The sequence below is a fragment of the uncultured Bacteroides sp. genome (assembly GCF_902491285.1).
GTDB lineage: Bacteria > Bacteroidota > Bacteroidia > Bacteroidales > Bacteroidaceae > Bacteroides.
Window position 1 is genome coordinate 1 of record NZ_CABUHK010000021.1, and the last position, 12,934, is coordinate 12,934.

Sequence of the window (12,934 nt, forward strand, 5' to 3'; positions counted from 1 at the left end):
ACAACAAGTTCCAATATATTAAGCAGCTTGCGGGCATCTCCACCGGAGAAGCGCAACATGGCTGTTGTCTCTTTCAATTCGATTTTCCGTTCCTTCAATACGGTATCCGTAGTGATGGCGCGTTGCAGCAGTTCCAGCAGGTCTTCCTTTTCCAAAGATTTGAGCACATAAAGCTGGCAACGGGACAGGAGAGGGCGGATGACTTCGAACGACGGGTTTTCCGTTGTTGCGCCAATCAGCGTGACTGTTCCGTTTTCTACTGCTCCCAACAGAGAATCTTGTTGCGACTTGCTGAACCGATGGATTTCATCAATAAACAGTATCGGGCTGGACTGTGAAAAGAAGCGGTTGCTCTTGGCACGGTCTATCACTTCGCGCACGTCCTTCACACCGGAAGTTACAGCACTCAATGTATAAAAAGGAGTTTCCAGTTTGTTGGCTATGATTTGCGCAAGAGTCGTTTTGCCTACTCCGGGCGGGCCCCAAAGGATAAAAGAAGAGATGCGTCCTGCATCAATCATCTTGCGTAAGATAGCACCCGGCCCCACTAAATGTTTTTGGCCGATATATTCGTCTAAAGTCTTGGGCCGTAGCCGCTCTGCTAGAGGTTGCATAATTCTTAGAATACCATTAATACCATGAAACGGATACCATTCTTATTAATACCCGGATTGTCACGGTAGGTGAAACGATGTACATATTCAATGTGCAGCAACTTGAATATGTTGTAAATACCGACACTTGCTTCGACATACGGCACTTTCGGGTCCATCACGAAACTGGTAAACTTTCCGTCGCGCGTCGGGAAACGGAACAAGTCGGGATTGCTGCTCTTGAACGGATTATTCTTGTCCGTCAGTGTTCCCCACAATGCGCGGACACGGAACATCTCTCTCCATTTCAGGTTCTTGATGAGCGGAATACGGTTGAATAGTTTTCCATTCATGTCGTAAGACAAAGACAGGGAGGCGAAACGGTCGTTCAAGAATTCCATGTTATTGATGAGGTTGAACGTTTCCCGTTGGGTGATGTAGGACAAGTTGGCTTCCGGCAGAATCAACAGCGGGAAAGGCACGGTATTCCATTCTGCACCTGCTTTTACGCTACAGTCTATCTTTCCCCAGGAAGCGGGAAGCCAGAAACGTTTCCACACACTTGCTTCTGTACGGTTGAAGTTATATTCTCCGCCTAATACACCTTTGAATCCCATGGCATGAGTCAGCGTGAAAATAGGGGCATCCAGTGATACCGGCACGCGGCGTTGCTTGGAATTGACGAATGATTCGCCCGGAGCATAGCGCAATGTCAGGCTTGCTTCGGTAGTCGTGACGTCATGTACACGTGTTTGTGCAGCGTCGTTACGCAGATATTCCAGTTTTCCGGTAGGCTCGTCATTACGGTGGCGGAGCATCGCTTTCACTCCGAAACCGGTAAGCGTTTCGAGTTCGTAATTGACAGTCGCATCGCGCATATAGGACATTTGGTCTACCGTTGTTGTTTTCAGCGACAGGAAGATATTGTCTTTATCCGTAAACAGGAACTTATCCATCGGCGACATTACATCGTAACTGTAAGTTGCCGAAATATAATGTTTCGGGAATTCCCAAACCACATAATCGCGTTTGTTGAACGAATAAGTCAGCGTACCGCTATATTTCCACCGCTCGTCTTTCAGGCCGTAAGCGCCATATCCGCTCAAGAACCAATGCTTGTCGAAATGCGCCGTAGTCATGCCGCTCAACCGGAAACGGGTTCCATCGATGTAGTTGCTCGAAATCATCGTATTGATAGGGCCTATATCCACTTTACTCGGATGCCCTTTACTTCCTGTCTCTACAAAGTTCTCAATCAAGGCTTTCGCTCCGAAGATGATATATTTGAATCCCGGAATCTGTTCAAGACGGTTGACAAATATGTCCATCGTACTTTCCTTTTTCGTCAACGGAACCTGGCGGACGCTCGCCCAGTACTCGTCGCTTTTCGAAAGCATATCAGCTTCCTTTATCACGCTTCCTTTCAACCGGAAGAGCCGTTGTTCGATAGGGTCGAACTTGTAATCACTGTATTTTGTGATTCGTTCTACCTGCAATCCGCCTGCCGTTTTGTTGGAACTCCAGGAAAGGTCTACGGTCATATTGTCATCGGACAATACCCAGTTGCCGTTGGGAAGTTGTTCGTACTGCTGCACGATGTCCATGCGGTTGACGAAGTTGACTCCGGTCTTTTTGGGCAGATTCATCGTACATTTCTGTACGGCATACGTAGAATCATTCAGTACGTACAGATGCCCGGTGAACCCGAAGTCCTGCGAATTTTGCGGAACGAAAGTCAGATGTACGCATTCGCGCCTGTCCACCATCAATGTGTCCATCAGATAATATTTATAAAAAGAAATGGCGTTACTGCCGATAGGACTTACGAAGCGCTGTTGCAGCAGACGGATGTCGTCATCGTAGATGTTGATATCGGCAAAGACATCTTTCAATACAGTGCCGAGCATATCTCCTGTGGAGAAGAACTCTTCGATACCGTTGGAGTTTTTTCCTTTGATAATGGTTTTCTTGCTTTCGGGGTCTTTCCGGTAGATGGTTTGCGAAGCTGTCTCCTGTACGGAAATCGGGAGAATCAACTTATTCGTAGTTTCCGACACCTCTACCTGGTCTTTGAGGAAAGAATATTTCTTGTAGATACCTTTCTCCAGTTTTTCCGGCGTGAGGTCGTTGATAGACATTTTCATCTTCTCGTACTTTTCATACTGGTAGTAGTCGTTCACTTCGAGGACTTGCGCCTTTTTGTGCTCGATCACCTTTTTCATGAATTCGACTGCCGGATTATTCTTGCGGGAGTATTTTTCTTTTTTGGGCTTTACAACGACTTCGCTCAGAAGCACATTGTCCGGGGCTAATTGCACGTTAACCGTCTGGCTTCCATAGCTGACTTTAACCGTTTTGCTGATATAGCCGACGGCGGAGAAAACAAGTGTTCCACCGTTCCTGCGGGCATCGAGACTATATTCTCCGTCAATATTGGTGATGGTACCCATATCCTTCTTTTCCTGATAGTAGACGGAGATATACATCAATGGCTCATGTGTCACTGAATCAGTAACTACCCCTTTTATTTGCTGTGCAAAAGCATTTGAAGCTGCCAATACAAGTAAGAGCAGTATAAGTATTTTGCTATATCGTTGTTTCATAACGTTCGTAGTAGGGCTGCAAAGTTAACAAATAACTCTAAGGATAAGAGAATATATAACTTTTTTTACCCATCGTTTTTGGTTGTTTACAAGCATATATCGCCCAATGCTCAAATAAGTCAGGCTTGGGCATATATATTTAACAACTGGTTTCAGATTTAGTTTCATTTGTTGAAACTATTTGTATCATTCGGTGAAACATTTTGTTTCTCGGTGTGAAACTGTTTGTTTCTCGGTGTGAAACACTTCGTTTCCCGGTGTGAAACACTTTGTTTCAAGGCAGGTTGAAACTGCTTGCCCTACACTTTGACAGAATAGGGCAAGGAAGGTGATTGTTATTTGCTTGATAGAATCTGTACGATACGCTCTGCAGTGCGTCCGTCCCAACGTTCGGGGAGTTCGCCGTGCTTCCATTCGCCTTTCATCAGCGTGTCCATTGCTTTAGCGAGCAGGAACGGGTCTTCTCCGACAAGCTCGTTGGTTCCCATGCGCCATGTTTCCGGATGTTCGGCATATGTATTGAGGGTGATGCAGGGAATACCCATGAAGGTCGCTTCTTCGGCCACGTTGCCGGAGTCGGTGATGATTCCTTTTGCTTTGTTTATCAGATAACCGAAGAAAAGGTAATTCTGTGGCGGCATGATGTGTAGGTTCGGAGCTTCGATGCCCAGTTCTTTAATCGCATTGCGCACATACGTGTGCAAGGGTGCTACGATAGGCATGCCGGCAGACTTCTCAATCAATGTCTCCATCAGTTGTCGCAGATTCTCTTTGTCATTGAGCAATACGCGGCGGTTGAGGGTGAGCAGGAGGTAATTGCCTTCCTGTAATCCCAGTACGGAAAACCATATCGGTTTAAGTAACCGGTTGCGGTTGTATCGGATAGTATCTATCAGGATATTGCCTACATAATATACGTTTTCGCTTTCCGTGCCCGTCTGGTTCAGGTTACGGTTGGCAACCATGCCGGCTGTAAACAGATAGTCGGACAGCCCGTCGGTAATCATACGGTTCACTTCCTTCGGCATCTTCATGTCGAAAGAGCGGGTTCCGGCTACGAGGTGCGCCACCTTGATTCCTTGTTTTTTGGCTACGATGGCGCAACTCATGGTTGCGGTCAGGTCGTCCACTACAAGAACGACGTGTGCCGGGTTTTCGGTCAGCTCCTGTTCGAAGGCTACCATGATTCCTGCTGTCAAACTCGTTGGATTACTGCTTTCCACTCCCAGATACACATCGGGAGCTTTCATGTCAAGATCCGAAAAGAGAGAAGCGTCTAGACTTGTATCGTCTTTCCTTCCTGTGTAAACCAGCCGGTAAGAGATACTTTTACCCAGCGCCCGTGCGGCTTCAATAGCGCGTGTGATGGGAGCTATCTTCATAAAATTGGGGCGTGCCCCCGCGACAATTGTTATTTTCATATTGTTTCTACCTTATTCGGTTTAATTCGTGAAGCAAAAGTACATTTTCTTACGGAATTTATTCGTTACTTTGCATACAAAATAACAAATATATGCCCACATTCGTTCAAATTCTTGATTTTATAGGCACATTTGCCTTTGCTATTAGTGGTATCCGGCTGGCTTCGGCGAAGCGTTTCGACTGGTTCGGAGCCTATGTTGTCGGACTTGCTACGGCTATCGGGGGTGGTACCATCCGTGATGTCCTGCTTGATGTTACCCCCGGGTGGATGACAGACCCCATTTACCTGATTTGTACGGGGCTGGCTTTGCTGTGGGTTATCTGTTTCGGGCGTTGGCTTATCCGGCTCAACAATACTTTTTTTATTTTCGACAGCATCGGGCTGGCGCTGTTCACTGTGGTAGGTGTGGGCAAGAGCATAGCCTTGGGATATCCTTTTTGGGTGGCAATCATTATGGGTAGTATCACGGGAGCAGCCGGTGGCGTGATTCGTGATGTCTTTATCAACGAAATTCCCTTGATATTCCGGAAAGAAATTTATGCAATGGCTTGTGTGGTAGGCGGTATTGCCTATTGGCTCTGCGATGTGGCGGGGCTTGAGTCATACGGATGCCAGCTAATCGGCGGGTCGGCCGTATTCCTGACCCGCATCCTGGCTGTAAAATATCACATCTGTCTGCCTATATTAAAAGGTGGCGATGAGATAAGGGAAGAGTAGCAAAAACTTATTCGTCCTTCATTTCCAATTCTCCCTGGAAACTGATGGATTGCCGGTTCTGCATACTGACATCAATGTTTGCCGAACCGTTAGGGTATACTTTTGCTCTGAATTCATATCTGTCTTCAGGATTCCGGGCTATGAATTTGATGACAGCATTTCCTTTCTTATCCATTTCCATGGTATATTCCTTGAGGGGTGCTTTGAAGTTCAGCCCGTCACCGCCGCCATAAGGAATACTGTAAGCCCGTCCGAAATAAGGCAGGTAGGAGATGACCGAGTCATTTCTGATTTCCAGTGAGTAGGGAGATGTCAGCGGGATGGAACGTCCGCGCATCGGCAGAGCGGTCCGGGCATCTATCTTGTAATTTTCGGATGCGATGAGTTTCGTCACAGCTTCTTTTTTCTGTTCCTTCTTCTCTTTTTTACTTTGAGCCGAAAGGGTGGGGAACTCTGCCAGCAAGACCAGCACCAACATTAAGATTTGTTTCTTCATTTTCATATCAGTTGCATTTAGGTTGATATACATATGTATAACAACCAAATATACGAAAAAGTCGGGAGCTCTTCCCTTTCCTTTAATGAAAATTAAACAGAAATCCTGACCTTTACCTTAATATATATGAAGAACTTAGAACTGTTCCAGTATCTCAATCCGCTTTTCAATGGGGGGATGAGTGGCAAACAGACCGCTGAGCTTGCTATATAAGCCTTTTGTTTTCTTTTTGGGATTCTGAATAAATAATTGCGCTATATCTTTCCGTTGCACAGCTTCTATCGCCGGGTCGGCAGATATTTTGCGCAAAGCATTGGCGAGTGCCAGCGGGTTCTTTGTCATCTCCGCCGCTCCTGCATCTGCCATATATTCACGTTTGCGTGAAATGGCAAAACGCATCAGGCTGGCGAAAAGGAAACCGATAGCGGCTATCAACAAAGCGACAAGCATGAAAAGGAAAATTCCTCCGCTGCCTTTACTGTTGCTGCGTACACGTATATGTGTAATAGCATAGAATGTGATTTCCGTCAGCATGGAGAAGATTCCGACAAATACGATGGAGATAATCAGCAGGCGTACATCCCGATTGCGGATATGAGTTAGCTCATGTCCGATTACGGCTTCCAGTTCTTCATCATTCAGTTTCTTGATGATACCACTCGAAAGGGTAATCGTGTATGTACGGTCATTGATGCCGCTTGCGAATGCATTCAGCGAATCGTCATAAATGATATTTATCTTCGGCATACTCATGCCCTGGGACATACAGAGGTTTTCCACTAGATTATAAACGCGTTTGTTCTCTTTGCGGTCCAGCGGCTTGGAACCCGTGGCGGAATTAATGATTTTCGTATTGGCCCAATAGGCGATAAGAAACCAAATCGCCACCACTCCTAAAGTGTAGGGCAGGGAAGAGAGGAAAAAATGATTGACCATAGGCATCATCTCAACTTCCATGCTCTTTCCGTATCCGAAAAGAATCAGCAGATAGCAGGACAGGTAAAGGAGTGCTGTTACCAGACAAGGAAAGAGCAGCAATAGAAACACGGAACGTAGGTTGTTCCGGCTCTGCTGTGTTTGGATTCCGACGTATTGCATTGCGTGTTTGATTTATGCAGTGAGTGAACGGTGACTGGGTATTAGAAATTGATTTTGGGAGCTTGTTCCAGATTAGCGCGTTCGTTCTTTCCCAAATCGAACATAATTTCTCTTTGGAATCCGGTCATGCCTGCTATGATATTTGACGGGAATGTCTGAACGGCGTTATTATATTCTTTGGTTGCCGAGTTGAAATAACGGCGGACGGCAGCCAGCTTATTCTCCACATCGGCTATTTCTTCCTGTAATTGCAGGAAGTTCTGATTCGCTTTCAGGTCGGGATAAGCTTCCAGTGTGATTTTCAATCCTGCGAGGGCAGAGCTCAACTGGTTTTCAGCGGCTATCTTATCATCGATAGTCTTGGCGCTGACTGCGCCGTTGCGTGCCTGAATCACCCGGTCGAGTGTTTCCTTTTCGTGTGCGGCATATCCTTTCACGGTATCTACCAATTGAGGTATCAGGTCATGGCGCTGCTTCAACTGTACGTCAATGTCGGCAAAAGCGTTTTCACGGTTGTTTCTCAGTCTCACTAACGAATTGTACATGGATGCAAAAATAATGCCCAATAATACAATAATTCCTACAATAATAAGTATAGTCATCGTCTCTTCATTTATTTGATAATATTAATCAAAAGTAATCTATTTGGTTCTGTTAAGCAAATAAACGGGGACTTTTTTCTCCGAATACCACCTGAAATCTATCAGAAAGCACCTGAAAACTATCATTTGACAGAAATACCCCCTAAAAATTGATTAAAATCCCCCTGTATGAGACGTAAAATACCCTTAAACTTGCAACCGACGAGAAAAACGAAATATTAACCATAAAACCCTTAAAGTATGAAAAGTTTAAGTTTCAGAAAAGATTTAATTGGAGTTCAGGAGGAGTTGCTTCGTTTCGCTTATAAACTGACGGCCAATCGTGAAGAAGCGAATGATTTGTTGCAGGAAACATCTTTAAAAGCCTTGGATAACGAGGAAAAATTTGCTCCGGACACAAATTTCAAGGGATGGATGTATACTATCATGCGTAACATCTTTATTAATAACTACCGGAAAATAGTACGTGACCAGACTTTCGTAGACCCCACCGATAATTATTACCACTTGAACCTGCCGCAGGATTCAGGGTTCGAAAGCACGGAAGGTTCTTATGATTTGAAAGAAATGCACCGCATTGTCAATGCATTGCCCAAGGAGTATAAAGTGCCTTTTTCCATGCACGTATCAGGCTTCAAATATCGCGAAATTGCAGAAAAATTAGGTTTGCCATTAGGAACTGTGAAGAGCCGCATCTTCTTCACGCGTCAACGTTTGCAACAAGAACTGAAGGACTTCATTTAAAAGAGGATAATACATACAAACAAACTTAATGATATAAAGAGAGCAACGGAGATGGATTCCCGTTGCTCTTTCTTTTTTCTTATATGCTTAGGCATATGATGAATAACTGTGGTATCTGTCTACCGCTTTTTCTTTTTCCTGCTTTTGCTTTCTTTCTTTTCTGTCGTTTTTTCTTCCGGTGGAAACTTGGGAATCAGGTTCATCAACCGTAATATTTGTTTTTGGCGTTTTAGTATATAAGGCGAAGGATTGGCCGAGTCAAACCGTATCGGATTGGGAAGAGTAGCGGCTATGAGGGCGCATTGGCTTCTTGTCAGTTTGGCGGCCGTTGTGCCGAATTTATTTTCAGCGGCAGCTTGTGCACCGTAGATGCTGTTACCCATTTCAATAGAGTTGAGATAGACTTCCATGATTCGTTCTTTCGACCAGAACGTTTCGATGAGGAACGTGAAATAAACTTCGAGTCCTTTCCGTACCCACGAAGATTGCGGCCATAAGAAGACATTCTTGGCTGTCTGCTGACTGATGGTGCTTGCACCCCGTTTCCGTTTGCGTGTTTCATTCTCTTTCACCGCTTTCTTGATTTCTATGAAATCAAAACCGTTGTGTTCGGCAAAGCGGTTGTCTTCGGATGCAATGACTGCCATCGGCATACTGGGAGATATCTTATCAAAAGAAACCCACGTGTGTTTCCACGTGGGTTTATCTCCTGAAAAAATCTGCTGAACGCTTCGGATAACCATCAACGGAGTAATATAAACCGGCATAAACCGATAGATAATGACCGTCAGTAAAGTTGAAGCAAAGAAGAATATCAGCAGGTTTCGCGTATAACGCAGTAATTTTTTAATTAGCGGCTGCCTGTGCATCTCTAATCATTTGTTCACTAGCGTACATGTACACTTCTACACGGCGGTTCTGTTCGCGTCCGGCTGCAGTGTCATTGCTTGCAACAGGGTCGCTTTCGCCCATTCCTTGTACACTTTTAATCTGATTGGTAGAAACACCACAACTCAACAGGTAGCTGGATACACTCTGTGCACGTTCCTGTGACAAGTTCAGGTTTTTCTGGCGGCTTTGTTCGGCAGTACTGTTTTTCCAGCCCTGGTTATCGGTATATCCATAAATAGATACGTCCATGTCACGGTTCTGGTTAAGTACGTTGTTGGCGAATTTGCTGAGAGCAGATTTAGCGGCAGCACTCAGACTGGCATTACCTGTAGTGAAAAGAATACCCGAATCGAATGTTACTTTCACGGCTTGCAATCCGTTGTTGTCTGTTATCTGTTCTACTTGTGCGCCTTCAATTTGTTTTGCTTCTGCTGCTGCCTTATCCATCTTCTTGCCGATAAGAGCACCGGTTCCCGCACCTACTGCCGTACCAATGGCAGCACCGATGGCGGCACCTTTACCTTTGCCGATAACACCACCCAGGATTGCACCCAGTGCAGCACCCGAACCACCACCGATAGCAGCACCTTTACCAGTGTTGTTCATACTTCCACAACTACCAAATATCATGGCAATACTCATAAAGAGAACCATAAATTTCATCTTGTTCATAATGTTGATGTCTTTTTAATTGGTTTATAAAATAATATAGTTTTATACGAATCACATCGTATAATAAATAACACTGCAAAGATATATATTATTTGGCAAGCGTGTACTTTTTAAGTTAAAATAACTCGGCCAATTCTTTTCGCATGTTAATGAAAAGCTATGAAAAACTATGAAAAACTATCCTTTAGCTAGAGTAGGGATGCTCAGGCACTTCTTTTTGATTATGACAAACCAGCTTAAAAGAACCAGCCCCTTGGCAACAGTTGTGACACAGACAGCCCACCAGATGCCTTCTACTCCCATACCCATCCGGACAAACAAGATGGCGAGCGGGATACGCATATAATTGCAGACGATACTGATAACGGCAGGAGGTATCGTGCGCCCGATTCCGTAGAATACTCCCTGCATCGTGATTTCGAGCATCATGAAGAGTTGTGAATATCCGTCGATACGTAAGAACACACCACCGGCTTCATAGGCAGCCTGTTCGGGGACGAAGATAGAGAATACCTCGTTTCCGAAGAATACGAAAAGCAGTGTACAGAACGTTCCGAAAATTCCCGTCATCCATAAAGTCGTGTGCCAGGCTTTGAGTACTCGTTCGGTTCGTCCGGCCGCATAGTTTTGGGCGATGAAGGCGCTTAGTGCGGTGGAGAATCCCTGTGAAGTATTCCAAGTGATAGCTTCTATCTGTCCGCCGGTAGTGAAAGTCATCAGTCCGATATGCCCGCCCTGCTCTGAGGCCGTGCGGCAAAGGAACATATTGACGAAAGCAAACAAGGTATTTAAAGTAGCTACGGGCAGTCCCAGCTTTAAGATTCTCCGTGTGTATTTTTTCTTTAGGCGGGTGAAGAATGGAAAACCGCCCAATAACGCATCCCTGTGTCGCAACTGATAGACGAAAATCAGAAAGACGCTTGCTTCCGCAATCCAGGTTGCATAAGCCGCGCCGTTTGTCCCCAGTCCGAATCCGAAGATAAACAGAGGGTCGAGGATAATATTCAGTATCAATCCTGTCCCGCTTATGAAAAAAGGAATTTTGCTACGTCCTGCCGCATTGTAGATTCCGGTGAAGGCGGCGGAAAGGAATATGAACGGCAATCCGGTAGAAACAATTCGCAAGTACTGGACGGCATTGGCGGTAATGTGCTCTTCGAGTTCATAGATACGTATGATAGGGTCTGCGAAAACAAAAAGCAATCCACCCCAGCACAAAGAAAGAATCAATGCAATTGTAATATTGTGGGATGCAAAGTTTCGTGCATCTTCCTGACTCTGTGCACCGATGGACTGTCCGACACTAACCTCGGAACCTACTTTGTTTAATAAGGAGATAGAACCGGACATCCATGTCAGAATCCCGACAGAACCGATAGCGGCTACAGCTTCACTTCCCAGTCGTCCCACCCATGCCATATCCGTAAGACTATACGCCATTTGGATGAATGAGGTTGCCATGATAGGCATTGCCAGATTGAACAGTTGGCGGTTGATAGGACCTTGTGTGAGATTCTTTATTCCTTGCATATAATTTTTATAATCAAAATGAGGTGCAAAGATACACAAAATTACTATCTTCGCGCATCCAATAATTCATTAATCAAAGTATATATATACTATGAAACAGAAATTTTCTACTATTTTCTTCCTGTTGCTTCTTTTGCTGGCAGGTTCTCGGGTGGTAGCCCAAAATGCTCCGAAACCTTTTGATATTGAACAACCTTCACTACGTGTATTCCTTCCGGCGCCGGAACTGGCGACAGGTCGTGCTGTGGTGGCATGTCCCGGTGGCGGATATTCGCATCTGGCTGTCAATCATGAAGGTTATGACTGGGCACCGTATTTCAACAAACAAGGTATTGCGCTGATTGTTCTCAAATACCGTATGCCGAAAGGCGACCGCACACTTCCTATTTCGGATGCCGAAGCTGCTATGAAAATTGTGCGCGACAGTGCGGATGTGTGGAATCTGAATCCCAATGATATCGGTATTATGGGGTCTTCCGCCGGCGGTCATCTGGCTTCAACCGTTGCCACTCATGCCAAACCCGAACTTCGTCCGAACTTTCAGATTCTCTTTTATCCGGTGATTACGATGGATAAGTCTTATACTCATATGGGTTCACGCAATAACCTTTTGGGTAAGGACGCTTCTGCTGAATTGGAAACTGAGTATTCCAATGAAAAGCAAGTGACGAAAGACACGCCGCGTGCTTTTATCGTTTATAGTGATGATGACAAGGCAGTGCCGCCCGCTAACGGTGTGAATTATTATCTGGCTCTGAATAAGCATAAAGTCCCTGCCGTTCTCCATATCTATCCTTCCGGAGGACATGGCTGGGGGATTCGCGAGAGTTTCCTTTATAAAAACGAAATGCTGGACGAGCTGACTTCCTGGCTGCGTAGTTTCAAGGTTCCTCATAAAGATGCTATCCGTGTTGCCTGTATCGGCAATAGCATTACATATGGAGCACGTATCAAGAATCGCGACCGTGACAGCTATCCTGCTGTATTGGGCCGCATGATGGGGGATGCTTATTGGGTAAAGAATTTCGGAGTAAGTGCCCGCACTTTATTAAATAAAGGTGACCGTCCTTATATGAACGAAAAAACTTATCAGGATGCATTGGCTTTCAATCCCAATATCGTAGTTATCAAACTAGGAACGAACGATAGCAAATCATTCAACTGGAAGTATAAAGCAGACTTCACAAAAGACTTGCAGACGATGGTGGATGCTTTCAAAGCTCTGCCCGCACAACCCGAAATTTATCTCTGCTATCCTTCCAAAGCTTATCAGACCGGTGATAACATCAACGATGATATTATCGCTAAAGAAATAATTCCGATGATAAAGAAGGTTGCCAAGAAAAATAATTTGCCGGTTATCGATCTTCATACGGCAATGGACGGAATCCCCCAGCTTTTTCCGGACAAGATTCATCCGAACGAAGCAGGAGCTGAAATAATGGCAAAAGCTGTTTATAAGGCATTGAAGAAGTAAAACAAAATATAGAAATCACACCCTGCGCCCGACTGGAAATCTCTCTTTTCGAGAGAATTACAGTCGGGCGCTTTTTAGTTTAATGACG

Annotated in this window: 12 protein-coding genes; 3 read left to right on the top strand and 9 right to left on the bottom strand. The window is 45.1% G+C overall.

Annotation, left to right across the window (positions count from 1 at the left end):
- The 3 genes from RDN93_RS07515 to RDN93_RS07525 all read right to left on the bottom strand — a co-directional run.
- Positions 1-614, bottom strand: a 614-nt coding sequence (locus RDN93_RS07515) for an AAA family ATPase (protein WP_308744923.1), incomplete at its 3' end; no start/stop codon positions are given.
- A 5-nt stretch (positions 615-619) separates the two neighbouring features.
- Positions 620-3,196, bottom strand: a complete 2,577-nt coding sequence (locus tag RDN93_RS07520) for a DUF5686 family protein (protein WP_308744924.1) — start codon at positions 3,194-3,196, stop codon at positions 620-622.
- A 335-nt stretch (positions 3,197-3,531) separates the two neighbouring features.
- A complete protein-coding gene (locus RDN93_RS07525) occupies positions 3,532-4,617 on the bottom strand; it encodes a UDP-N-acetyl glucosamine 2-epimerase (protein WP_308744925.1) in 1,086 nt (361 codons plus the stop codon).
- Between the two features lie 92 nt (positions 4,618-4,709).
- On the opposite strand from RDN93_RS07525, the gene RDN93_RS07530 reads away from it, so the two are divergent.
- A complete protein-coding gene (locus RDN93_RS07530; protein WP_308744926.1) occupies positions 4,710-5,336 on the top strand; it encodes a trimeric intracellular cation channel family protein in 627 nt (208 codons plus the stop codon).
- 7 nt (positions 5,337-5,343) lie between these two features.
- Here the strand turns inward: RDN93_RS07530 and RDN93_RS07535 are convergent, their stop codons facing one another.
- From RDN93_RS07535 to RDN93_RS07545, 3 genes are all read right to left on the bottom strand, one after another.
- Entirely contained in the window at positions 5,344-5,838 is a 495-nt protein-coding gene (locus tag RDN93_RS07535) for a DUF4251 domain-containing protein (RefSeq protein ID WP_308744927.1), read from the bottom strand.
- Positions 5,839-5,967: 129 nt separating this feature from the next.
- Entirely contained in the window at positions 5,968-6,930 is a 963-nt protein-coding gene (locus tag RDN93_RS07540) for a M48 family metallopeptidase (protein ID WP_308744928.1), read from the bottom strand.
- 41 nt (positions 6,931-6,971) lie between these two features.
- Positions 6,972-7,532 carry a LemA family protein gene (locus RDN93_RS07545; RefSeq protein ID WP_308744929.1) on the bottom strand — a complete coding sequence of 187 codons (561 nt, stop codon included), beginning with the start codon at positions 7,530-7,532 and terminating at the stop codon, positions 6,972-6,974.
- Positions 7,533-7,772: 240 nt separating this feature from the next.
- On the opposite strand from RDN93_RS07545, the gene RDN93_RS07550 reads away from it, so the two are divergent.
- Positions 7,773-8,276 (top strand): RNA polymerase sigma factor, encoded by a 504-nt coding sequence (locus tag RDN93_RS07550; protein WP_308744930.1) that lies wholly within the window; start codon positions 7,773-7,775, stop codon positions 8,274-8,276.
- 119 nt (positions 8,277-8,395) lie between these two features.
- On the opposite strand, the gene mtgA is transcribed toward RDN93_RS07550, so the two are convergent.
- From mtgA to RDN93_RS07565, 3 genes are all read right to left on the bottom strand, one after another.
- A complete protein-coding gene (gene mtgA, locus RDN93_RS07555; RefSeq protein WP_308744931.1) occupies positions 8,396-9,145 on the bottom strand; it encodes a monofunctional biosynthetic peptidoglycan transglycosylase in 750 nt (249 codons plus the stop codon).
- A complete protein-coding gene (locus RDN93_RS07560) occupies positions 9,123-9,839 on the bottom strand; it encodes an OmpA family protein (RefSeq protein ID WP_308744932.1) in 717 nt (238 codons plus the stop codon). The genes mtgA and RDN93_RS07560 overlap by 23 nt, the downstream gene beginning before the upstream one ends.
- 177 nt (positions 9,840-10,016) lie before the next feature.
- Positions 10,017-11,369 (bottom strand): MATE family efflux transporter, encoded by a 1,353-nt coding sequence (locus tag RDN93_RS07565; RefSeq protein ID WP_308744933.1) that lies wholly within the window; start codon positions 11,367-11,369, stop codon positions 10,017-10,019.
- 91 nt (positions 11,370-11,460) lie between these two features.
- Here RDN93_RS07565 and RDN93_RS07570 point away from each other — a divergent pair, with 91 nt between their 5' ends.
- Positions 11,461-12,846, top strand: a complete 1,386-nt coding sequence (locus tag RDN93_RS07570; protein ID WP_308744934.1) for a GDSL-type esterase/lipase family protein — start codon at positions 11,461-11,463, stop codon at positions 12,844-12,846.
- Positions 12,847-12,934 lie beyond the last annotated feature (88 nt).

Coding starts and splice junctions, on each gene's coding strand:
- RDN93_RS07520 (WP_308744924.1), bottom strand. CDS start 3,196: ATGAAACAACGATATAGCAAAATACTTATACTGCTCTTACTTGTATTG.
- RDN93_RS07525 (WP_308744925.1), bottom strand. CDS start 4,617: ATGAAAATAACAATTGTCGCGGGGGCACGCCCCAATTTTATGAAGATA.
- RDN93_RS07530 (WP_308744926.1), top strand. CDS start 4,710: ATGCCCACATTCGTTCAAATTCTTGATTTTATAGGCACATTTGCCTTT.
- RDN93_RS07535 (WP_308744927.1), bottom strand. CDS start 5,838: ATGAAAATGAAGAAACAAATCTTAATGTTGGTGCTGGTCTTGCTGGCA.
- RDN93_RS07540 (WP_308744928.1), bottom strand. CDS start 6,930: ATGCAATACGTCGGAATCCAAACACAGCAGAGCCGGAACAACCTACGT.
- RDN93_RS07545 (WP_308744929.1), bottom strand. CDS start 7,532: ATGACTATACTTATTATTGTAGGAATTATTGTATTATTGGGCATTATT.
- RDN93_RS07550 (WP_308744930.1), top strand. CDS start 7,773: ATGAAAAGTTTAAGTTTCAGAAAAGATTTAATTGGAGTTCAGGAGGAG.
- mtgA (WP_308744931.1), bottom strand. CDS start 9,145: ATGCACAGGCAGCCGCTAATTAAAAAATTACTGCGTTATACGCGAAAC.
- RDN93_RS07560 (WP_308744932.1), bottom strand. CDS start 9,839: ATGAACAAGATGAAATTTATGGTTCTCTTTATGAGTATTGCCATGATA.
- RDN93_RS07565 (WP_308744933.1), bottom strand. CDS start 11,369: ATGCAAGGAATAAAGAATCTCACACAAGGTCCTATCAACCGCCAACTG.
- RDN93_RS07570 (WP_308744934.1), top strand. CDS start 11,461: ATGAAACAGAAATTTTCTACTATTTTCTTCCTGTTGCTTCTTTTGCTG.